Below are 23,752 nucleotides of genomic sequence, written 5' to 3' on the forward strand. Positions count from 1 at the left end.
GCTCACGACAGACCTTTTGCTTGATAGAAACTATCATTTCAGACTTTCAACCGATACAATGACAGGTTCGCTTATGATAGACTGTAGTATATTTGGTGATAAAAAGGAGAGTTATTTGATGACCCAGCAAAAGTCCAATAAGGCGGCTTTATATCTTTTAATGTTTAATATGTTTATCACAATGGGGAGTATTGGTATTATTATCCCTGTTATGCCAGAGTATTTAAGAATATTTGGTGCAGCAGGACAAGTTCTTGGTATGTTAATTGCAACATTCGCCTTAGCACAATTTGTATTTTCTCCGATTGCTGGGAATCTTTCAGATCAGTATGGTCGCAAAAATTTAATTATTTTTGGTCTTATCCTATCAGGTCTTGCACAAATTGGTTTTGGACTTTCTACAGACGTATGGATGCTCTTTGTTGCCCGTTTTTTAGGCGGTCTTGGCTCTGCATTTGTAGCCCCTCCTATTATGGCTTTTGTTGCGGATGTTACAACATATGAAGAACGAGGAAAAGGAATGGGGATGCTTGGTGCTGCTATGTCACTTGGCTTTATGATTGGGCCTGGCATCGGTGGCTTTTTATCAGAAGTAAGCTTGCATTTTCCATTCTATACAGCTGGTACTGCGGCTATTTTAGCAGCACTGCTATCATTTTTCTTACTGCCATCAACAAAGCCAAGCATTGTACAAAATAAACAAAAGCAAGACAATCTTGCAAAGCAAATGGCTCGTTCTGTACATATGCCTTATTTCGTAATGCTCATTATTATGATGGTATTCTCTTTTGGTATCGCTAATTTCCAAACAACGCTATCGTTATTTGTTACAGAAAAATTCAATTATACACCTGGTGATATTGCCATTATTTTAGTGGTTGGTGGTGCATTTGGCGTAGTTGTTCAAATGTTTGTGATTACGCCACTCTTTAAGCGCTTAGGAGAGATGAAGGTTGTCTTAATCAACTTATTTGTCGCATCCATTTCTATTTACTTAATATTATTTGTGTCAGGATTTGCGCTTATTTTAGTGGTAGCAACGATTTTCTCAACAGCAACTACATTAATTCGACCTGCTGTCAATACATTGATTTCTAAGCTTGCTGACAATGAGCAAGGATTTGCCGCTGGCTTAAACAATGCCTATATGAGCCTTGGTAATATGATTGGCCCAGCATTAGCAGGTATTCTCTTTGATTGGAATATGAACAGCCCTTATATTTTTGGTGCAATTATTTTATTAGCCTGCTTCTTTATTGCGCTAATTTGGACAATAAAAAGAGCACCACACCTTATGCAGCCCGATACACATTAATGCTGAAAAATTATTGACTATTTTTTGGAATATGGTACATTATTGGTGTTCTACTAAAATTATTATTCTATTACCACTAGGGGAGTCTTTACAAGGCTGAGATGTATATGTTGATATACAGACCCTTTGAACCTGATCTAGTTCACACTAGCGGAGGGAAGTGGCGCTGCTTGCTTATTATCAATATATATGCAAGGTCGCTTCCTATTGTTTAAAGGAGGCGGCTTTTTTATTTTGCTAGTGGCTATTCGCAAAAGGAGTGAATGATATGCCCATTCGAAAACTAACGATTATGGCTTTATTGGTAGCAATTGCTGTTGCGGGCTCCACCTTTGTATCCATTCCTACAGGGATTGCACGTGCCTATCCTGTTCAGCACGCAGTCAATGTTATTGGAGCCATTATGCTTGGGCCTGTACCAACTGTTATCATTGCCTTTGTGACAGCGATTATTCGTATTTTTACAGGTACAGGCTCTTTATTAGCTATTCCTGGGAGTGTTATTGGTGCAGTATGTGCTGCGCTCGCCTATAAATATAGCCATAAAATGTGGCTAGCTAGCGTTGGCGAAATAATTGGAACAGGTATTCTTGCTTCACTTATCGCAGTACCTTATGCCCAATTATTAATGGGAACATCTGTAGCTGCATTATTTTTTATGCCAGCCTTTTTAACATCCAGTACCATTGGGGCTATTTTAGGTGTTATCATTGCAAGCAGCTTACAAAAAACGGCGCTCGTAAGGTATGGAAAATTCTCGCTTTATGAATAATTGTCCTTTTGAGCGGTGCTACGCTTTTTTTGATCACTCACCCACCCAAACAACAAAAAGCAGTGCAAAATCCTAGTTCTTTGCACTGCTCTTTTTCATCATTATGATCGTTTTTTCATGCCCTTTAACAACTGTGCAACATTTGTATCCTCAGCCTGTATGGGTTGTTGTTCAGGAATAGACGCTTTGTGCTTCGGCTTAGTAAGGAAATTCCAGCCAAAGCGTCTAATGGTAATATCCATAAAGAATAACAGCATCGCTGCTAGCATAAGCCATGTTGCAATGTTTTGACGATCCGCTCCCTTTTGTGTAAAGTCACGAAAAACCTCTTGTGGCTCTTTTATCGTAGCACCGCCTGTTTGCTTTGTTAATTCCTCGACTAACGACTCATTCACTGGACGCAGCTCATATTCAGCACTATAAGGAACACTTAAGCCTGCCTGATAAATGGCCTGCTCCTCATCAGCAATGCGGAAGAAAATCAGTCCAGGCTCTGTCTGTACTGTTGCACGAACTTGAGAAGTTGAGATCGTTTCTAGCTGTGTTGCTAGTTCCTCCCCTGCTTCATTAACGGCTACAATATCTAAAAATGCCGCTTCATTTGTAGGATCTGTAATCATAAACGAACCATCTGACTCCACTCTGACATCATAGGCAACATCATTATAGCTTGGTAGCATTTGTGAAATAAGCGTTTGCCAAAATGTTCCCCACTCCTGCCATCTAGCCCAATCACCCGTCCATTTACCTGTTGAATCAGATGTAAAGGCAAATGTTTTACCAAGCCCATATTGCCATTGCGCTAATACGGGGTCTTCTTTCTCGCTTTCCGCAATCACCGTAGCTCCCTGTTTCGCTGTTGTTCCAATATATGCATTCATTTGAGGAACGCCATTAGCAAATAGTGTATGCCATCCCGTCGCATTATAAATCGTCGGATAAAATGGATTATCCTCGATATATGTACGAGAAATCATAGCCGTTTCACGAGATAAAATAGAAGGAATTGTTTGTTCATCTACAACATCATAGAAGCGTCCACTGCCCATCTCACTCAATAACTCCAGTAAATTTGCATCCGCATCTTGCCCAATCGCTACTGTTGATAATGTAATTCCACTATCCTTGCCTTCCGCAATTAAATCTTCATAATTACCAGGCTGTGATTGTCCATCTGTTAATAAAATAATATGCTTACGTTGCAGCTCTAAATCTGCTAAATTCTCATAGGCTTGTGCCAACGAAGCATAAATTTCAGTTCCACCACCCGGTGTAACGGATAAAATTGTATCCACCGCTTCCTCTTTACTGCTAAGAGGCTTTGTTTCAATAATTTCCCACGGGCGATCATCAAAGGCAATAAATCCTAATGTATCCTCATCGCGCAGCATTTCAACCGAACGTGCTGCTGCTTCCTTAGCAAGCTCTAATTTAGAGCCACTCATACTACCAGAGCGGTCAAGCACAATTACTAGCCCTAAGGATGGCAACTGCTCCTTACCTTTAATCTCCATTTCTACAGGCAATAGTGCTTCAATCGGTGTTTTAAAATAACCACCTAAGCCAAAACTATTTTCGCCACCAACCATTGTAAAGCCGACACCAAAGTTTTTCACAGCCTGTTCAATAACGTTCATTTTTGCCTCGCCCACTAAATGGCCGGGTACATTATCAAAAATAATCGCATTGTATTGCAAATAGCTAGAGAGTTCATTTGGTAAGCTGCTTGCTGCTACAACATGATGGGATATACCTTGACTGCCAAGTGCCGCTGCAATTGGTGAGGCTGTATCATAGCCATTGACAATCAATAAATGTGGTTCACTTTGTACCATTGTAACGCTTGTTAATTTATTATTTTCAAAAATAGCATCCTGTCCGACTTGCACAACTGCTTCATATTTCACAAGCCCTTCACCAGTTGCCGCATGTTTATAGGTAAATACATTGGAGCCCTCTACAAGCTCGACCGCCTCACGATGAATAAGCTCATCATTTTCGTATAATAATAGCTCACCCTGTCCTGCTGCCATTGCATAAACCTCTGTTACTAATTGCTGCTGCTCCCCTACATATGCCACTTGTGGGGAAACAAAGCTTTTCAGTGATACATCATTAGTAACTGGCTGACTAAAAGGAACAATATCTACACTAATATTGGCTCCTTTAAACTTTGTAGCAAATGCTAAAGCATCCCCCTTTGTTTCATTACCATCCGTTAGCAAAACAAAACGTGTTGCCTTTTTCGGATCAATAATTCCAGAGGCAAGCTGTAGCGTTTGTTCAATATTCGTTTGATCGGTTGCCGTTATCGTTGTGAGCTTTGGTACGTCCTTTAATGTATTCGACAAAATAGCCTCTGTTTGTAGTGTGGAAGAAAAGGAGTATATCCCTGCAAGCTGTTGCTCCTTTTTCGACTGTAAGCTTTCCTGAATAAACTGAACCATCTCATCCTCTGTACCATTCATAGAGGCTGAACGGTCCACTAAATAAACAATTTGCTCTTCTTTAATTGGTAATAATAGATAGGGACCTGCTAGTGCAAACACTAAACAGCCTACTGCCACCATACGCATTATAAGCACAACGAGATGGCTTTTTTTCAGCCGCTGACGTTCACGAAAGTAAGTCCATCCAAAATACAGAAATAATGGAAGTAACAGCAACAATGCTAATGGCATATCAATTCGTAAATCCACGACGTCGTTGCACCTCCCACTCTAAAACAAGTAATACGACTATGATAATAATAAGCCAAGGCACAAAGGAAGCCTTTGATACTTCTTCCTTGCCATTATCAGAAATATTACCAAGTGTATAGCTTGTTCCCTGTGCAATCATACGTTCCTGAGCTTGTAATTGCACAATTAATTGTTTTTCTTCATTAGCTGAGCGTACTGTATAAACACCTGGTTGCTGCGGTGCTGTTAGTACACCATTTGCCACAGAGGATAGAAATTCATCCTGTTGTGAATAAACACTCCAGTCTTCTTGCGTTAATGCTACTACACGTTGTTCGTTCGGCGAAAAAATGCCAAGTGATGCTGTTGACTCAGATAGCTGCTGCTCCACACTCCATAAAAATAGTGGAAATGATGGATGCAAGGGCCAATCTGTATCAGCAATATCAGCCAATACAACAATATCACCTTTAGGAGAGCGCTGGATAAATGGCTGCTCCCCAATAGAAGCAATCGTTTCATAATCAGTAAAGCCCGGATAAATAGCGCTCACATAAATATCCTTTAGGTCACTAAAAGCAAATAAAGCATCATTTGTTATAGTCACTGTACCGCTTGCTGTCACTTTTTCAGTATCATCACGACCAAATAATACAAGCGGCTTTTCCATTTTTTCTAGTAATGCTGCTTGCTGAGTAATAATGGTCGCATCCTTGTTATCCGCTATTTGTAAGGATGGCACTATTTTCAAATTGCTATTAATTGCCTGAAATCCCTTTTGTATCAATTGATGTAAGCTTTGGTCTATTACTAGCTTTGCAGTCGTTGTTTGTAGTAAAACTGTTTGCTTATTATCCATCGCATAATCATCTTTAGCATCAATATGAGCTGTTATTGTTTTGTCAAATGGTAGATCCTTATAGGTTTTTGTCATTGTTTCCTGTGGTGGCACAATAACACTATCTGCTACAAGCTCATGATTCGTTGCATCGTGCAGGGTAAGCGTCACTTTTTGCTCCTTTTTTGTATCATTATGAAGCTGTACAAGTGCCATTGCAGTCTGTCCATCTGTTGTTGCTGCAAAGCGTGTAATAGCAATATTCGTTAAATCCTTTGCTGCACCTCTTACTAGCCATTTTACCGAATCTTTTTCCATCGGTAATTGCTTTTTATCAAGTGTATCAGTAAACACATAAATAGAGGTTGGTGTATCGCCCACAAATGCTTGCGCTACATCAAGTGCCTTATTGATTTCAGCAGTTTCATAGGTGACTTGTAAATCTTCAATTGCTTTTTTAATATCCTTGCTATTTGTTTCCTGCTGTAAAATTGCTTTTGGCGTTGCACCAGTTGTAATTAATGTAACCGGTCTTCCATTGAGCTCATCCATTAGCGTCAGCATTTCTGCTTTATGCGTGTCAAAAGTTGATGTGCCTTTACCTGCTAGCATTGTTGCTGAAGTATCAACAATAAATATTGTTTGTGCCCCAACAATGGTTGATTTTTTGATATAGGGATTCATCAGCGCTAAGACAAGCAACAACAATGCGAGTAGTTGTAGATAAAATAAGGCATTTTTTTGTAAATTCTTTAAATAAGGAGATACACGCGTTTCCTGCATAATTTCAGACCAAAATAATGTCGATGACACTGTCTGATCTGTATATTTTTTACGAAAGAAATAATAGAGTAGGACAATGACCGGGATGATGGCCGTCCAGCTAAATATTATTTGACTAAAGCTCAATACGGCTCACCTCACCTAACCCAATGTGCTTTTACGAATTGCTGGAAGATTGCGTGCTGCAAGCCATCCTCCACCTTTAATTGTAATTTTCGAACGCCAAAACGATGACATATGGCATCCAGCTCCTCCTCATGTAACAAGCGTCGTGCATGATAAGTATCTATTACTTTGGAGGACATTGTAACATTTACATCATTACCTGTTTCACGATCAATAAGGCGAACATCGCCTGCATAATGCGGGGCAAGCTCTTCCTGTGTCATAATTTGTACGATACGCACATCGCCAGCATAGCGCGGTAATCGTTTTAGTAGCTGCTCCCATTCCTCAATTGGTTCCAAGCCATCTGTAACAATAAATAGCACTGTACTATCTTTAGGTAATACCTTTAATGCCCCTTGCGCAAAGCCCCCCGCATAATTTGCTTTCTCAATATCTGTTACGATTTGTAAGAAAGCACGTCGATACATGGAGCCTTTGCGGCGAAATGGTGGTGTTATTTCATCCTGAACAAATGAAAAAGACAAGCGATCATCTCGACCAAGTACCATTAACCCAAGCGAGGCGACTATTTGACGAGCAAATAACCACTTGGCATCCTCCGCCATTGATTTTGTCGCATCGAGTAAAATATGTACGCGCATCTCCTGCTCATCTAAAAAGCGTTTAATAAAATATTTATCCGTTCTTGCAAAGACGTTCCAATCAATTTGACGTACATCATCACCTAAATGGTATTCTCGAAAATCCGAGAAATCAAGGGATGCCCCAAAGCGTTGCGAACGGTGTGAGCCTTTATGCTGCCCACGTAATTTGGAGGCCGTTGCTACTTGAAAGCGGCTAATTTTGGCTAGCCAGTCTTCAGGCAATAAATAATTGACTGTCACTTGCTTACACCTTGCTGTACCTGTTCTAAAATAACGTCAATCACATCATCTGCTGTTTTTCCTGAAGCCTCCCCTTCATAATTCAACAGCATCCGATGACGTAATACTGGCTTAGCAACAGATTTAATATCAGCAACCGAAACATGGAAGCGTCCATTCATTAATGCTCGTGCTTTTGCTAATTTAACTAAGCTTTGCAAGCCTCGTGGACCACTGCCATACATGGCATATTGCTTCACTATCTCAAGGGCATCAGGTCTTTCAGGATGTGTGGCTACCACTAAATCCGTTGCAAATTCCAGCATTTCATCTGCAACAAGCACCTCTTTCACCATTTGCTGTGCCTCAAGAAGTCCCTCTGTATTCATTAGCTTCTGTAAACCAATGTCCTGAGCACCTGTTGTACGCCTCATAATTTCCATTAACTCATGCTTTTCAGGATATGGAACAAGAATTTTACAGAGGAAACGGTCCATTTGCGCTTCAGGTAATGGATATGTTCCCTCCATTTCAATTGGATTTTGCGTTGCTAATACAAAAAATGGTCTTGCCATCTTTTTCGTATCGCCTAAAATCGTCACCGTTTTTTCACCCATTGCTTCTAGCAATGCACTTTGTGTTTTGGGTGTTGCTCGGTTAATTTCATCCGCTAACACCATCTGACTAAAAATAGGGCCAGGCTGAAATGTAAATTGCTGCTTACCATCTGGTGTTCGCTCAATCATACTTGTTCCTGTAATATCCGCAGGCATTAAGTCAGGGGTAAATTGAATACGTGAAAACGATAAATCAAGCACTTCAGAAATTGTACGGATCAGCATTGTTTTCCCTAAGCCAGGTAGCCCCTCTAGCAATGCATGACCATCTGCTAGCACGGCATACAATGTATAATCAATCGCCTCCTCCTGCCCAACAATAAAGCGATGGATTTCTTCTTTTACTTGTTGTAATTTCACACTCATATCTATATACTGCTGCTCTGTAAATGCCATCTTTTTTCCTCCTACTGCGACTCAATTGACGTGAAATACGATTGCACAACATTTTGTAAATCCTTCGGTAGCTGTAAACGCTCTGAGCTTTCTAAATAACTATCTCTATAGGAGCCAATTACTTCTTCATAGGGTCGGATGGAGCCCTTTGTTATTGGACCATTTCCTTGTTGTTCAGAAACATGAGTACCATCCCCTAATGCCCCACCATCCACAGATGTTTCACTTGATCCACCAAGACGATCAGGCGTTGTTAATAAATCGCGACCGCCTTGCCCCCTACCAGCTCCTTGGCCCTGTCCTTGACCACTGCCCTGCCCTGAACCAGCTCCATTGCCTGAACCTGAGCCGTTACCTTGCCCTTGACTTTGTCCATTACCTTGTCCTTGTGCATTGCTCTGTCCTTGCTGTTGACTTTGGCTTGAGCCCTGCCCTTGACCACTTTGTTGCTGTGAACCATTTTGCCCATTATTTTGATTGGCTTGCCCTGCTTGATTGCCTGACTGTGACTGGCTAGAAGACTGCTGAGCTGCTTGCTGATTGTTTTGTGCGTTATTTTGTTGATTACTACCTGCTGCATTATTAGCGCTGGCAATTGCATTTTGTAAGGAGCTGCTTGCTGGCTTACCAAGCTTGCTCATAGCTGTTTGTGTAGTACTTGCATTGTCAGTTAACTCCTGTTGCATTTGTGCAAGTTCCTTTAGCTGTTCAATCTCTTCCTTTGATAAGCCTTGCTCTTCACTGACACCCTCGTGATTTGCTGTTTGCTTATCCTTTAACTGTTGTTCCTTTAAAGCTAGCTCCTTTTGCTTTTTCACCAGCTCTCGCAATGCCTCTTCTGCTGTTTCTGACTCTTTTAACGTATTTTGCAGTTCTTGTAATTGCTCTTTTACTTCTTTTGTTTGCGCTTTTTTCTCTAGCTCAGCAACTTCTTTTTTTATATCCTCAATAACAGCCTGCTCTTTTTCAACCTCAATGGCTTCAATTTGCGTAGCTGCTGGGAATAGATGAAGCATAGCTAATACAACTGTTGCTATAAATAAGCCAAGCAATGCTTTAGGACGAAATAAAGATTTTTTACGCGCCTTAAAGCTTATAAATGCCTTTTCAATATTTTGGATAGCCTTTGTGAGTAAAGCTTGTACAAGTGGGTCCTCATTATCTTTAAAGGATAATGCTGTTACAAGCTCATTATGTGGAAAATAGTGATCCAGCGTGTGCAAAGCCTCTTGCTCCTTTACACGCTTCCACCATAGATAAACAACGGTTGCAATAAGCACAAGCACAAAAACAGCAAACGCTATTTGGCGATAATAGGGCCAGACAAATAATCGCGAAAGAGCAACGAGTGAAGCACTCGCAAGCAATGCTAAAAACAAACCATACTGTACAATAGGAATGCTTCGTTCAACTATTAAGCTGAGCTTTGCACGCTGAATATATTTTTGTAATTGCTTACGACGCTCCATCATCATTCCTCCTCATCGGTTACTTTTCATATTGGCACGCAATTTTTTAATCGCAATGGCTAAGCAAAAGATAATTATTACTATATAAACAATTAAATACGTAACCCATACAGGCAATTCCACACCTGAGAGCTCTGCCAATGCATTGTCCATATCTGAAGACACCAGCGTTAACATCAGTGCACCAGGATTAATAGCCGCCCAAAAATAGGTCATAAAGGAAGTACCTGCCCCAGAGGGATTCCCCATCTGATGGAAGGCCGTTGTTAAAAAGAAGAAAAAGGCTGTAATCCCACCTAAAAAAATAATAGAACCGTATGTGGCTATCATTGCAACGATTGTCCTTTTAGTAATGGTTGAAAACATCACACCAACACTACCAATCGCTACGACTGTCACTAAATAAAAGAATACAATAGATGCAAGCTGTGAAGGCGAAACACCACCAAATAAGAATACTAGGCTATAGAGTGGCAACCCTGCAATTAACATCAACACTAGAAATGCAACAGAGGATAGTAATTTCCCAACAATAATTTGCGTAGAGCTTTGTGTTGTTGTTAATAAAATATTCAATGTTTGCTTTTCACGTTCACTACTAATTGCTCCTGCTGTTAAACTAGGTGTAATAAAAAGCACTAGTGCCATTTGCAAAATTGTTAAAATCGTAAACATGATAAAGCTCATTTCTGGTCTAAAAAATCCTCTACCAGTAAACTCAGTTGTTAGCAATAAAAAACCTGCCACAAATAAGCAAATAACAGCTAAGTAAAACATTAAGCCTGAAAAGCTTTTAAAAGAACGGAAGCGTAACTTCAATTCCTTGACGAGCACTGGATTATACAATTTTCCCATCATTGACTGTCCGCTCCCTTCGTAATCGCCATAAAGACATCCTCTAAATCTTTCTCTTCCTCACTTAATGCATAGATCGGTAAATCCAACAGTATTGCCTTTTTCAATAATGCTACCTGCTCCGCATCTGTACCACGATAATTAAAAGCAATTTCTAGACGGCTATCCATTACATCAATAGACGAGATCGCTGGGTCCTCCTCTAGAAATGCACGCACATCCGCAAGGCGATCCACCACTTTGATGACAATTCGCTTTTCACCCTGTAGCTGTGCTTGAATGGCTGCTACATTACCATGTGCAATTAATGTTCCATTATCAATAACACCAATCTCATCACACATCTCTGCAAGCTCAGGTAAAATATGTGATGAAATAAGAATCGTTTTTCCCATAGACTTTAAATTGCGTAAAATATCTCGCATTTCCACACGAGCACGTGGGTCTAACCCTGACGCTGGCTCATCCAATATCAATACCTTCGGATCGTGGATAAGTGCTCGCGCTAAACATAGACGCTGTTTCATCCCACGCGATAATAAGTCCACATATTCATAGCGTTTATTCGTTAAATTTACAAGCTCTAATAGCTGTGGAATTAGTATTTGACGTTCAGCTAAAGAAATGCTGTAGCTTGCGCCATAAAAATCTAAATATTCATCAACCTTCAGTTGATCATATACACCAAAGAAATCAGGCATATAACCAATTTGCTTACGTACTTCCTTCGGTTCCTTGACAACGCTCTTGCCATTGATTAGCGCATCACCAGAAGTCGGCGATAGCAATGTTGCTAAAATGGAAAAGGTTGTCGATTTACCTGCTCCATTTGCTCCAACAAAGCCAAATACAACGCCCTCCTCTAACGATAAATTTAAGTGATCCAGTGCTGTAAAGGAGCCATATCGCTTTGTTAAATCATGAATTTCAATCATTATTTTGCCACTCCTTTCAGCTCTATATCTGGTAATTTTGTTGGTCCTCCAGCTGGATTTTGTCTATATTGCACTTCAATTCGTAGCTCGCCCTCTGCATTAAAATACGTTGAGATTTGCTCTGTCAGCACTTGCTTAGTATCGACTAATGGCTCATAGGCATTTGTTTCATTATTCCACAGTGATAGCTGCATATATTGCACATCCTTATTTGCAATTGTTAGCTCATTCAATGTTTCCACACTAGCCATAAATTGCTCTGGCATCGTAATCGTTACTTCATGCGCTCCCTCTGATAAATGCCATTGGTTTAACTCTCCATCTATTTGATCAGCATAGCCACTTGTTGATAATGAATTTACGGTATACGTAAAGTTATTACGCTTCATTGTAAATGGTCCTGACAGTTCATTATTTCCTTTAAATGGTTGAATTAGCATTGTAATTGGTGACATGTTTGCACTTGTTTCCAGCTCAACCCCTGTAATCGTCTGATCTGCCCAAGCTATAAGCGCTGGCTGTTTATCATTTGCTACAAGAGATACTGCTAATGATTTCATTCGCTCAATACGCAGCGGATCAACCTCATCCTTTTTCCTTGGATAGCTATAATTATAATTATTAAATGTAGCTGGGCTTTGCAAAATCGTTGTTTTAAATTCCTTGTTCACCTGTAATGTATCATTTGCTTGAATATCCCCTAGATTAACTTCTTTTGTACCAGAAATTAATGTGACATCCTTTAAGGTAAACGGGAAGTTATTTTTAACTGTACCTGTTAGCTTGTTATTTTTTAACGTAATATCAATATCCATTTTGCCAATATTTTGTGCGGATGTTTTTCCGCCAAATGATTGAACAGACCAATAGCTTAAATCACGCAATGTTAATGTTGAACCATTGGCATGCTCTTTTATATATGAGTGATCTTGTAAACTGCTCATATTGCCTGTCATATCAATAGATTTTCTTGTGGCAACCGCAGTTGTTTGTTGATCTGCTTGCACAACAAAATTCCCACTACGATTTGTTAAAATAGAGGCTAAATAATAACCATTCACACTGCTATCCTCATTGACCTTGTAAAAGGCTGTTTGTTGAACCTGTGGCTGAACAATCCGATCTTTCGCACCAATAATAAAGAGAGCAATTGATATAACAATGGATAATGATGGAATAATCCACCATGCATGCTCACGCTTGTCCATTTTTTTCAGCACAATATAAAGAACTGGCCCGATAATTAAAATATAAAGAATAATAACAATTAGCATATAGCTCACAGATACTTCAAAGGATGGGAATAATTCATTGACATCACGTAGCTCATAGGACATGCGCTCAAGCGGAGGCTGCCCCTGCATCATCGCTCCTTGCTGAGAAATGCTTTGAAGATTCACCACTTTGGCGATTAATGCGGTATAGCCATCCATAGATGCCAGCGGTTGATCACCTAAAGAAAAGGCTGTTTGCACAATTTCCCCACTGCCGACTTTTGTCTTTGATGCTAAAATTGTATCATTATCTGTTAATACTGGTGTACTGCCTTCATTATTTGTTGCTGTATACATTGAAGCTGGCTGTGTAAAAGTACCGCCACCTGTTAATTTTGTTAATGTTTCAGCAGTAACAGTTGTCATTTCTGGTGATAAAGAAAGTGGTAAATATTGTTGGAAAATACCTGCTGTTGCATTCACCTGTTCAGCTCCACCTAATAGCAACGTACCACCATCCTGCACCCAGCCTAGTAAAGCCTCCTGCTGCTTTTGCGTTAAATCAGCAATTGCTACTTCATCAACGACTATAATATTTGCCATCGCTAGCCCTTGTGCGTTCTCTGGAAACGTATAATTTTCTAGTTGATTAAGATGAAATACTTCCAAATCATTCTGTGGGGCAAATGATGTTAACTGTAAATACCCCGATAGACGATCACTTTTATCTGTTAATGTATAAATGAATATGGAGGTAGGGTCTAAAGTATTTGTTTGTAACTGTTTAGTCCCTTTATATTCCACCTTTTCACCCTTTTCAATGCCACCACGATAAAAGGCCAATAAATCGCCACTGTTATAACCATAGTTAGTGCCATCTAAGTAGAATGTAAATGTTTTTTCCTCACCTGCTGCTAAATCAATCGGCACAACATATGCTGATGCAATCTCATATGAATAAGCAGCATTAATAGCCATATCTCCCGAAAAATCCTCGCCATTATTTTTGATCGTCACCTGTAATGGCAGTGCTGTTTGATGTTTAGCTTTCCCCGATATACCGGCTGTTGCCTTCACCTCTAATGTTGCAGCCGCATGTACCTCTGTTAAAGGCATAATCAAGCTAATGATCATCATTATGAATAAGGTCAGTGCCGTTATGTTTATCTTTTTCAAATGCTCAACTCCTCTTTATGTAAATAGATGGTTACATAATTATACGATTTCTATTGTGTTTTGTTCCATTTCTTACGCTATCTTCATGAATATTCATAAACTCTTAAGAATTAAGCAATAGACCTCGACTATAGTTCGCCTAAAAACAAAAGGCTTGAAAGGAATTTACTTCCTATTCAAGCCCTTCATTTCGAATGCTTTGCTACCTGACATGTCAAGCAAGAGATGAATGCCTTTTAAACAGTGTTTTCTCTGCAAAGCACGCCCATCTTTGCGCTGTCAGCATACCTCTACAATAATCTATTCATTGTAGCGTATAAACATAATATCTTTCTCATTTTCTGCAATTTTTAATGTAACATAATCCAATCTTTCTCTCATCTCTTTATTAGCGTGATTTCGCAATTCATCAACCTCTTCAAATTTCTTGCCAATCCCTGTGAAATGACTATTCATTTTTTTCGATATTATCAACTTTTCCTTTTAATTCTTGCACTTCGCTTTTACTTCCTGCATTTCTCCATACACCTTTTCTAATAAGCTATATACTTTCTCCGTTTCAAATTACTCCTTTCCTCTTTTTTTAGCTTCCTCCAAATCAACCATACCCTTTGCTACTTCACTCAAATACAATGTCATAATAACAATCTCTACATGACCAAAAGTTTCTTTAACAGCTTATTATGTAGAACATTCTCTTGGTTATTATGATACAATTTTCTTTCAGCAGTAATGAAAAATTTTGCAGCATCATAAACAAGACTGCCCGAAAAATTGATGTCCATCAACTTTTTGGGCAGCCTATTTTATTTTGTGTAGTCAAATAAACAACGCGCGTGATCTTGTACTACTTCAACAAATGCTTCAACCTGTCTTAATTCAAAGGATGACTCATAGCCAATTAGCCAAGTATCTCGCGTAATGCCAAATTCCTTTTCATTGTTTGTTAATGGAATTTTATGAATATGGTCATCGTCATTTAATGTGATAGAAGGCAGTATAGCATAGCCAGTTCCATTTAAAGCCATTTGTTTACAAATTTCAATTTGATCCACTAATATTTGCTTTCGTGGATTTGAAGCAAAATGCTGCTGCCACCATTGCTGGATTTCCTGATAATAATTGGAATCGCTTTTATATTGAATAAAGGGACGTTCTGTTGTTAGTACATCTTCAATTGTATTCAATTCCTTATCTACTAAATAAAGTGTATCCCTAAAAAGGTGTATTTTTTCTCCCTTCCAGTCAACCTGCCCACGTACAATACCCACATGTGCCTCACCATCATAAAGAGCCCTAACAATTTCAGAGCTCCAACCAGTCATAAGCGATATTTTGGCATCAGGATATTTCATAACAAAATCCTTCAATATTTTAGGTAGCCAGTTCTGACCAACAATAGATGCACAAGCAATTTTTAATGTTCCATTGACCCTCGTTGTTAAGGCTTGAATCGTTTCGTAAATTTCCTCTTTTTTCGCTAGTATTTCCTTTGCATATGCAATAACCTGTTCGCCAGCAGGTGTAGCAGTTAAGCCTTTTTGTGAACGAATAAAAAGCTGTGCACCCCAGTCCTTTTCAATCGTTTGTAGGCGTTGCGAAAGGGCTGGTTGGGATAAAAATAGACGCTCTGCCGCTTTCCGCATATTGCGTTCCTCAGCAAGAATTTTTAAAATCTCTGCCTCTGTTGCCATCAAATTATAAACCTCCAATACAAGCAAAGAGAGCCTCATGATTGACATCTGAGCGCCCTCTTAAACTATTACTCTTTTTGATAGATATGCTTTTTCAACTGTTTTAAAATAACACGTCTTGTTAATATCCCTGCAAATGTTCCATCTTCGTCCACTACACATAAAAAGGCGTGGTTAATCACTAAATCTAAAGCACGCTGGAATGTGTCCGTTAACTTTATGACAGCGATTTCTTTTTCCATAATAGTGTCAACTTTAATATCTGGTAACTTCTCATACTCAATATGTTCAAGTCCAAGAATTGCTTCTGTTATCATTTTTATGCTAAGTAAACCTTGAAGTCGATATTTCAAATCTAGGACAGGTATGGACGAATACCCTGTACGTGTTAGTACAAGGAGTGCATGTTCAGCGCTATTTCCGCTTTGTACATGCGCGACTTTTTCAGAGGAAATGATAAAATCACTAATTGGCATTGCTAATAAGTCTTTGCTGTTAGTTGAAATCATGAACTTCTTCTCCTTTTCTGTCCTCACTATGCAGAACAGTCCTTCTCCTTCATCATATCATAGTTTTTCTATCTATGACCATGGTCAGGACGAGAAGAGTTTTTCAGGAACAATGAATTATTTGAGCAGCTTCAACAAAAACTACATATATCCTCATTCAGTGATGTTCCATTTTTTTACAATTATTTCACCACTGAAATGAGGATTGTTTATCACTATCTAATAGCCAGCCTTACTCCAATAATAAAAAATCATAATCCCTAAAAAAAGTAAAAAAATCGCATACACCCATACAATTGGATTTAACATTGTTGCATATTCTTCAACTGTTTCTGAAATAGGTGTATCATTTTCTGATTTTCGTTTAGACGTCATTTTTGCAATTTTTAATGTCGATACAAACGAAATTGCAGCAATAATAACAATTGCAATAAGAGCTGGTATTAACCACATATCCATCGGCAAAACTCCTTTCTTTTCCCTTAGTATGCGTCAACCCAGCTCTGCATTATGCAATTATTTTAGAATGGATACTGGTTTAGCCACTGTCCACCATCCAGTGTGACACATTCTCCATTCATATAGCTTGCCTTATCAGACATGATAAATGTTGCTAAATTTGCTATTTCTTCTGGTGTACCAATACGACCTAATGGCACTGATTCCAATGTACGAGTAGCAGCCGCCTCTGACTCCCAAAGCTTATCTGCTCCACCTGTACGTTCAATTGGGCCTGGTGCAATAGCATTAACGCGAATTCCATACTGTTTCCCCCACTCCACAGCCAATGTCCTTGTTAAGGATAATACCCCAGCTTTTGCCGCGGCTGAATGAATAACACCCGCCCCCGCATTCCAAGCATATGTGGCTACCATATTTACAATAGACCCTTTTATTTGCTGTTCAATCCAATACTTACCAATTGCAGAGGAACAGAAGAATGTACCATTTAGTACAATATCTACTACAGCCTTCCAGCCATTTGGTGTTAAATCCTCTGCACGCACGATAAAATTACCAGCAGCATTATTCACAAGCCCATCCACTTGTCCAAATTTTTCAACAGCAAATGCTACCATTGCCTCTGCGTGCTCTGGCACTCGCACATCCATTTGAAATGTTTCAATCGATGATCCAGCCTCGGCAATAAACTTTTTAGCTTCAGCTAAGCGTTCCTCATTACGTCCTGTAATTACCACATTTGCACCTTCAGCCACAAACTGTTTTGCCATATAAAGCCCCATACCGCTTGATCCACCTGTAATAATAATGGTTTTCCCCTGCAACATACCATTTCCCCCTTTGTTTAAAAATGAATGGCTATTCACTGTAATTTTACTATATATGCTCGAATATGTCATATTAATTCTGCAAATTCCCTCTATTATTTTTCCATATAAAAAGAGGCTAGTGATATTCTAGCCTCTTAAAATATATACGTATAAGCAATTTTATAAAGCTCCATTAACTCTTCTTTTGTTGGAATTCTTGGATTATTGGCAGGGCTACCACTGGCAAGTGCATCATCTGCCATTTTCGGTATAGCCTCATAATAGGCTCGCTTGTCTATCCCCCATTGCTGTAAATTTCCGATTTTCATATGTTTACACATTTCCTTAATAGACATAATCGCTAAATGTGCAAGCTCCTCCTGTGATAAAGGTTCTTTTGCCTTATAGAAAAATTGCCCTAAATCTGCCAGTCGATCAATGCAAGCCCCTTTTGAGTATTCTAAAACAACAGGTAGCAGCATTGCATTGGATATACCATGTGGAACATGGAACAGTGCACCAATAGGACGTGACATGCCATGCACTAATGCGACAGAAGCATTGGAAAAGGATAAGCCTGCCTGCATAGAGCCTAATGACATTGCTTCCCTCGCATCAATATCATCACCCTGCTCATAGACCTTTACAATATTATTGACGATTAAATCCATTGCAGATAATGCAAGTACATCGGAATATGGATGTGCTAAACGTGACAAATAGCTTTCAATGGCATGACTTAATGCGTCAATTCCTGTTGCTGCTGTAATCGCAGGAGGTGATGTGACCGTTAAGACAGGATCAACAATTGCCACTATTGGCATAAAGGCTGGCTGCTTAATCATCATTTTCACATCTGTCTTTGTATTCGTAATAACTGTTGCATCTGTTGCTTCAGAGCCTGTACCTGCCGTTGTAGGGATAGCGATATGTGGAATTGGTGTCTGCTCTGCAACCTTTGCCATTTTCATATAATCCCCTATATAGCCGCCATTTGTAGCGACAACAGCAATCGCCTTTGCTGTGTCAATACAGCTACCTCCACCAACAGATACAATAATATCGCAGCCCTCTGCTTGCAATAGCTCAAGTCCCTCCGCTACATATGTATCATCAGGCTCAGTCGTCACCCCTAAATACGAAACCGCTTCCAATCCTTGCATTTTTAATTGTGTCGTACACTGCTCTACAAAGCCTAGGCTGTTCATAATTGGATCACTAATAATTAGCGCCTTTGTTCCTAGCTTTTTGGCATACACCCCTACCTCTTTAAATGAATCTCTTCCGTAAACAATGGTTCCTGGTGAATGAACCGTAAAAATTGTTTTCGTTTGAATCATAATGCTCCCTCCTTAAACTATTGAGCTGTATAGCCACCATCTAAAATAATAGCCTGCCCTGTTAACCCCTTCGCTCCATCGCTTGCTAAATATAAGGCAAGCCCTGTGACTTCAGAAATATCAAGCAATCGTTTTTGCGGTACAAGAGGATATAATACCTGTTCAAGCACTTCCTCTATTTGAATCCCTCTTGTTTTAGCTAAATCTCTAAACTGATTACGAACTAAATCCGTATCAACATACCCTGGACAAATAGCATTCACAGTGATTCCATCATTTGCCGTTTCAAGTGCAGCTACCTTAGTTAAGCCAATAACACCATGCTTCGCTGCATTGTAGCCAGCCTTACCAGCAAATCCTATAATGCCATTGATGGATGCCATATTAATAATACGACCGTATTGGTTCTTTTTCATATGAGGTAACGCGTATTTCATAGCGATAAATGGTGCAACGACCATTACTTGTTGCATTGTCTTAAAAATCTCTGTCTTAAAATCCTCAATAGGAGAAATATGTTGAAAGCCTGCATTGTTAATTAAAATATCTAAGGTTGCAAATTTTTCAATTGTACAATCAATCGCCTCACGTATAGCATCTTCTTCTGTTACATCGCATAAATAGGCTGTTAAAGTAGGATTTTGTGCAACCACCTCTTTTAAAAGCTGATCATCTTTATCTGTAATGACTACATTCGCACCCTGTTCAGCAAATATTTGTGCTATTGAAAGACCAATACCACGAGCTGCTCCTGTAATGAAAACCGTTTTTCCTTTCATATAATATTCCTCCTACATGCCTAGCGAGAATAATACGATAGCTAATATTGTACCTATAATTGGGATAATAACTGTCAAAGCCCCAAACGGTAGATATGCATCCTTATGCTTCTCATTACAAACCGAATTAATGGTTGTCACTACATAGCCCCCATGCGGCAATGAATCCAGTGATCCTGATGCGATAGCAATTGTTCGATGTAACGCTTCCGTATCTACACCCATCTCAATATAATGTGGAGCAAGTAATGGCATCGCAATCGTTTGGCCACCAGATGCTGAACCTGTTAAACCTGCAATAACTGCAATTGCTAAAGCACCGCCAATTAATGGGCTTCCAGGAATATTTGTCATCACATCTACTGTTGCTACAAAGGATGGCGTTGCTTTTACTACTCCGCCAAAGCCTACAACAGCCGCTGTATTAGTAATCGCCACAATAGCTCCCATCGCCCCTGCTGCTAACGTTGTTCCAATTGACTTTGAATATTTATAACTTATTAAATAAGCGACAATACACCCACTTGTTAATGCCACAATTAAAGCAGATGTTCCTAAAGAATCATGGAAAGCAAAGGAAATACCCAGTACAACTAATAATGGAAGAAGACTAAGAATTGGACTTGGCAATTTACGTGTTTCATCAACTACTGGGTCTGTTGAGCGTTCAATAAATACTTCTCCGCTTTTAACAGCACGCTTGATCATCCAATTTAACCATAATGCACCACCAACCCCCATAAAAATAGCTACAATAATACTAACCTGCCAGCCAGCATATGGTGTTGTACCTAAATATGGTATTGGAATCCAGTTTTGAATTTCAGGCGATCCAGCAGATGTCATCGTAAAAGTTACAGAACCTAGACCAAGTGCTGCTGGAATAAAACGTCGTGGAAAATTCGCTTGTTTAAATAAGCTGATTGCCATTGGGTATACGGAAAAAGCAACAATAAAAACAGAAACTCCTCCATATGTGAGTACCGCTGCTGCTAACACAACTGCATATGCAGCATATTTCACACCAACTTTCTCAACGATCCATTTAGATACACTATCTGCTGCACCTGTATCTTCCATAACTTTACCAAAAATAGCACCTGCCATAAACATTAAATACCATGACCCAACAAATCCAGTGAAGCCATCCATATAACTTGTTAAGAAATTGGCTTGCTCCTCTTTAGCTGTTTGAGGAAAAAAGGCAAGGCCATTTGTGATCGCTGCTATCAACGCAGTTAATGGTGCAGAAATAAGTAAATTAACGCCTCTCATTGTTAAATAAACTAATAATGCTAAACTACCAAAAAGACCAATATACTCTATCATTTACATCCCACCCATCGAATTCTTTCAAAAAGGACTAGCAGGAAAGCTTATTTCTTTCCTGGCAGCACCTTTACTCTTACATATATTTTTTTAAATAGGATTTAATGATGTTACATTTTTACAAAAAAGTTGAATTAGTCATTATTACTTGGAAATGCAAATGTTGATGTTGTGGATGCATTGCTTGCTATCCAACGCTCTGAAATTGTCTTTGTTTTTGTAAAGAATCGCGCTTGATCTGGTCCAAACATATGCCCCTCACCAAAACGAGAATCTTTAAAGCCAGCAAAATTATGGTAGCCCACTGGAATTGGAATCGGTACATTAACACCTACCATCCCTACATCAATTTCTGTTGTAAATTTGCGAGCAGCTAATCCATCATTTGTATAGATCGTCACACCATTCCCTAATTCATGTTCATTGATTAACTGAATCGCTTCTTCCAATGAATCTACGCGTACAACATTACGAGCAGGACCAAATACTTCTTGCTCATAAATCTCCATACCTGGCTTGACATTATCTAATAATGTAGGACCTACATAGAAGCCTTTAGATTCTTTCACAATATCCAATTCACGCCCATCACAGACAATGGATGCTCCCTCAGCCTCTCCACGATTGATAGCTGCTATCGTCACCTCTTTCGATTGCTGTGAAATAACAGGACCGAAATCTGAATCAGCATTTGTATATGGACCTACCTTTAAACTTGAAATTTTCTCTTTCAAAATCTCTACTAAGCGATCTGCTGTGTCCTTTCCAACAGGCATAATTGTTGAGATGGCCATACAGCGTTGAGACGCTGCACCATATGCTGCACCAATAAAGGCATTCGCTACCTGCTCTAAATCTGCATCTGGCATAACAACCATATTGTTTTTTCCTCCACCAAATGCCGTTACACGCTTGCCATATTTAGAAGCTGTTTCATAAATATATTTAGCAACTGGTGTTGATCCTACAAATGAAACCGCTTGCACAGTTGGGTTTTCTAACAGCTCATTTACAGCATCTTTATCGCCATTTACAACTGTCCAAATACCATCTGGTAAGCCTGCTTTCTTCCATAATTCACTAATATAAAGAGCTGTCATTGGTACACGCTCAGAAGCTTTCAACACAACAGCATTCCCTACAGCAACTGCCATACTTGTTTGTGCAAGAGGGACCATAATTGGGAAGTTAAATGGAGAAATAGCTGCTACTACGCCTAATGGATATTTAGCTGAATAAGCGTTAATTTGACCTCCAACATTTACTGAGTATTCTCCCTTTACTAAATGTGGTGCACCAATAGCTAAATCAACGGACTCAAGCCCTCGTGTAATTTCACCTTTAGCATCCTCAACCGTTTTACCACTTTCTGTACAAATAATTTGCAGTAATTCATCCATATTTTCAGTTACTAAGTTACGGAATTTTAACAAAATATTAGCGCGCTTTGCTACTGATGTATCGCGCCATTGTGGGAATGCGGCTTGTGCTTTTTCAATAGCGTCACGCGTTTCTTGTGCTGTTGCCAAAGGAACTTTAGCAATCACATCTCCTGTGCTTGGGTTGAATACTGAACCAAAACGTCCACTTGTTCCTTCTACTAGCTGTCCACCAATAAAATGTGTTAATGTTTTCACTTCTTGTGCTGTTGTCATCATTATTTCCTCCTCTTACACTTGTTTTATTTGATTATTATTTTTTAGACTTAAATAAGCCGCAGACATATCATTTTCTCCATACCCTTGCTCCGCAATTTCACTGTAAAGGTCTACTAACTTTTCACCAATTCGCAAAGATACACCTGCTTTATCAGCCATTTCCTTCGCTAGCTTTAAATCCTTTAATAATAAGTTTGTAGAAAAACCTGGTTCGTAATTATCATTTTTCATATATTCTGCATAATTCCGTTCATAGATACGGCTTTGACCATAACTATTACTTAAAACTTCATACAATGTGTCAGCATGAATACCCATTTTTTCACCAAGAACAATTGTTTCAGCGACAGCCTCTGTATAAAAACCAATCATTAGATTATTAAGTAATTTAATGCGAGTTCCTACACTCGATGATGTGCCTAAATGATAGATATTTTGTCCCATTACTTTTAGAATTGTTGAAGCGCTTTCATAATCTTCCGTATCGCCACCGACCATAATTGTTAACGTTGCATTAACAGCTCCAATAACGCCTCCACTTACAGGCGCTCCTAAATAGCGCAAGCCTAATACTTTAGCCTCTTTATGTAAGACATCATTCAATTCAGGGTTAACGGTACTAAAATCAATCAGTAAAGCACCCTTTTTTGCATATCGTAAAATACCTTGCTCTGATTGATATACCAATTCGACAACTTTAGGAGTTGGCAAGCTGGTCATAATAACATCACATTGCTCCGCAACATCCTTTGAGGTTTCAAGCCCAATGCCCCCTGCCTCTACGAATTGTGCCAATGCCTTTGCATTTGTATCAAAGCCATACACTTTATAGCCCGCTTTTAATAAATTAATCGTCATCGGTAATCCCATATTGCCTAAACCGATAAAGCCTAACTTTTCTGTCATGTAGACCTCCTCCTGTTCTTAAAAATTCAATAACATCGCCAAATAATACACTATACTAGTCAGTGCTAGCTTTTTGTCGTAACATAAATTATATAAAGCAATTTCAGCGACCACGGTCATTGACCTCGGTCAATTAAATAATAATCAAAAGAAAAGCATTTCGTCAATTTAAAATTTTATATTTTCTGAATATTTTTATTTTAAATTATTCTAAAATATTTCA

At 39.1% G+C, this 23,752-nt stretch carries 20 protein-coding genes and 1 riboswitch; of the genes, 2 read left to right on the forward strand and 18 right to left on the reverse strand.

What is annotated here, in order from left to right:
* Positions 1-118 precede the first annotated feature (118 nt).
* Positions 119-1,315 (forward strand): MFS transporter, encoded by a 1,197-nt coding sequence (locus tag ACIQVU_RS04005; protein ID WP_340804529.1) that lies wholly within the window; start codon positions 119-121, stop codon positions 1,313-1,315.
* A gap of 68 nt (positions 1,316-1,383) precedes the next feature.
* A riboswitch (TPP riboswitch) is annotated at positions 1,384-1,491 on the forward strand.
* Positions 1,492-1,583: 92 nt separating this feature from the next.
* Positions 1,584-2,087: an energy coupling factor transporter S component ThiW gene (gene thiW / locus ACIQVU_RS04010; protein WP_340804528.1), complete on the forward strand. Its 504-nt coding sequence runs from the start codon at positions 1,584-1,586 to the stop codon at positions 2,085-2,087.
* 101 nt (positions 2,088-2,188) lie between these two features.
* Here the strand turns inward: thiW and ACIQVU_RS04015 are convergent, their stop codons facing one another.
* From ACIQVU_RS04015 to ACIQVU_RS04100, 18 genes are all read right to left on the reverse strand, one after another.
* The gene (locus ACIQVU_RS04015) at positions 2,189-4,786 is read right to left on the reverse strand and encodes a VWA domain-containing protein (RefSeq protein ID WP_340804527.1); all 2,598 of its coding nucleotides are present in this window, start codon (positions 4,784-4,786) and stop codon (positions 2,189-2,191) included.
* Complete coding sequence (locus ACIQVU_RS04020; protein WP_402893967.1) at positions 4,770-6,515, reverse strand: vWA domain-containing protein; 1,746 nt, start codon at positions 6,513-6,515, stop codon at positions 4,770-4,772. Before ACIQVU_RS04020 ends, ACIQVU_RS04015 begins: the two co-directional genes overlap by 17 nt.
* A gap of 11 nt (positions 6,516-6,526) precedes the next feature.
* Positions 6,527-7,402: a DUF58 domain-containing protein gene (locus ACIQVU_RS04025; RefSeq protein WP_340804525.1), complete on the reverse strand. Its 876-nt coding sequence runs from the start codon at positions 7,400-7,402 to the stop codon at positions 6,527-6,529.
* Entirely contained in the window at positions 7,399-8,394 is a 996-nt protein-coding gene (locus ACIQVU_RS04030) for an AAA family ATPase (protein WP_402893970.1), read from the reverse strand. Before ACIQVU_RS04030 ends, ACIQVU_RS04025 begins: the two co-directional genes overlap by 4 nt.
* Before the next feature lie 11 nt (positions 8,395-8,405).
* Positions 8,406-9,863 (reverse strand): hypothetical protein, encoded by a 1,458-nt coding sequence (locus tag ACIQVU_RS04035; protein WP_402893972.1) that lies wholly within the window; start codon positions 9,861-9,863, stop codon positions 8,406-8,408.
* Positions 9,864-9,875: 12 nt separating this feature from the next.
* Positions 9,876-10,721, reverse strand: a complete 846-nt coding sequence (locus tag ACIQVU_RS04040; RefSeq protein WP_340804520.1) for an ABC transporter permease — start codon at positions 10,719-10,721, stop codon at positions 9,876-9,878.
* Complete coding sequence (locus tag ACIQVU_RS04045) at positions 10,718-11,653, reverse strand: ABC transporter ATP-binding protein (RefSeq protein WP_340804519.1); 936 nt, start codon at positions 11,651-11,653, stop codon at positions 10,718-10,720. The genes ACIQVU_RS04040 and ACIQVU_RS04045 overlap by 4 nt, the downstream gene beginning before the upstream one ends.
* Positions 11,653-14,043, reverse strand: coding sequence for a DUF7408 domain-containing protein (locus tag ACIQVU_RS04050; protein WP_402893977.1), 2,391 nt, complete (start codon positions 14,041-14,043; stop codon positions 11,653-11,655). Before ACIQVU_RS04050 ends, ACIQVU_RS04045 begins: the two co-directional genes overlap by 1 nt.
* A gap of 300 nt (positions 14,044-14,343) precedes the next feature.
* On the reverse strand, positions 14,344-14,517 hold the full coding sequence (locus tag ACIQVU_RS04055) for a hypothetical protein (protein WP_402893980.1): 174 nt from the start codon (positions 14,515-14,517) through the stop codon (positions 14,344-14,346).
* 332 nt (positions 14,518-14,849) lie between these two features.
* Positions 14,850-15,737 carry a transcriptional regulator CcpC gene (locus tag ACIQVU_RS04060; RefSeq protein WP_340808527.1) on the reverse strand — a complete coding sequence of 296 codons (888 nt, stop codon included), beginning with the start codon at positions 15,735-15,737 and terminating at the stop codon, positions 14,850-14,852.
* Between the two features lie 68 nt (positions 15,738-15,805).
* On the reverse strand, positions 15,806-16,246 hold the full coding sequence (gene cbpB / locus ACIQVU_RS04065; protein WP_340804516.1) for a cyclic-di-AMP-binding protein CbpB: 441 nt from the start codon (positions 16,244-16,246) through the stop codon (positions 15,806-15,808).
* Positions 16,247-16,465: 219 nt separating this feature from the next.
* A complete protein-coding gene (locus tag ACIQVU_RS04070) occupies positions 16,466-16,705 on the reverse strand; it encodes a short-chain dehydrogenase (protein WP_340804515.1) in 240 nt (79 codons plus the stop codon).
* A gap of 62 nt (positions 16,706-16,767) precedes the next feature.
* On the reverse strand, positions 16,768-17,535 hold the full coding sequence (gene fadH / locus ACIQVU_RS04075; RefSeq protein WP_340804514.1) for a 2,4-dienoyl-CoA reductase: 768 nt from the start codon (positions 17,533-17,535) through the stop codon (positions 16,768-16,770).
* A gap of 137 nt (positions 17,536-17,672) precedes the next feature.
* Positions 17,673-18,857, reverse strand: coding sequence for an iron-containing alcohol dehydrogenase (locus ACIQVU_RS04080; RefSeq protein ID WP_340804513.1), 1,185 nt, complete (start codon positions 18,855-18,857; stop codon positions 17,673-17,675).
* Positions 18,858-18,874: 17 nt separating this feature from the next.
* The gene (locus tag ACIQVU_RS04085; RefSeq protein WP_340804512.1) at positions 18,875-19,636 is read right to left on the reverse strand and encodes a 3-hydroxybutyrate dehydrogenase; all 762 of its coding nucleotides are present in this window, start codon (positions 19,634-19,636) and stop codon (positions 18,875-18,877) included.
* Between the two features lie 12 nt (positions 19,637-19,648).
* Complete coding sequence (locus ACIQVU_RS04090; protein ID WP_402893985.1) at positions 19,649-20,965, reverse strand: GntP family permease; 1,317 nt, start codon at positions 20,963-20,965, stop codon at positions 19,649-19,651.
* A 134-nt stretch (positions 20,966-21,099) separates the two neighbouring features.
* Positions 21,100-22,620 (reverse strand): CoA-acylating methylmalonate-semialdehyde dehydrogenase, encoded by a 1,521-nt coding sequence (locus ACIQVU_RS04095; RefSeq protein ID WP_340808526.1) that lies wholly within the window; start codon positions 22,618-22,620, stop codon positions 21,100-21,102.
* A 15-nt stretch (positions 22,621-22,635) separates the two neighbouring features.
* The gene (locus ACIQVU_RS04100; protein WP_340804511.1) at positions 22,636-23,529 is read right to left on the reverse strand and encodes an NAD(P)-dependent oxidoreductase; all 894 of its coding nucleotides are present in this window, start codon (positions 23,527-23,529) and stop codon (positions 22,636-22,638) included.
* Positions 23,530-23,752: the final 223 nt, after the last annotated feature.

It is taken from the genome of Lysinibacillus sp. NPDC098008 (genome assembly GCF_044760715.1).
Classification (GTDB): domain Bacteria; phylum Bacillota; class Bacilli; order Bacillales_A; family Planococcaceae; genus Lysinibacillus.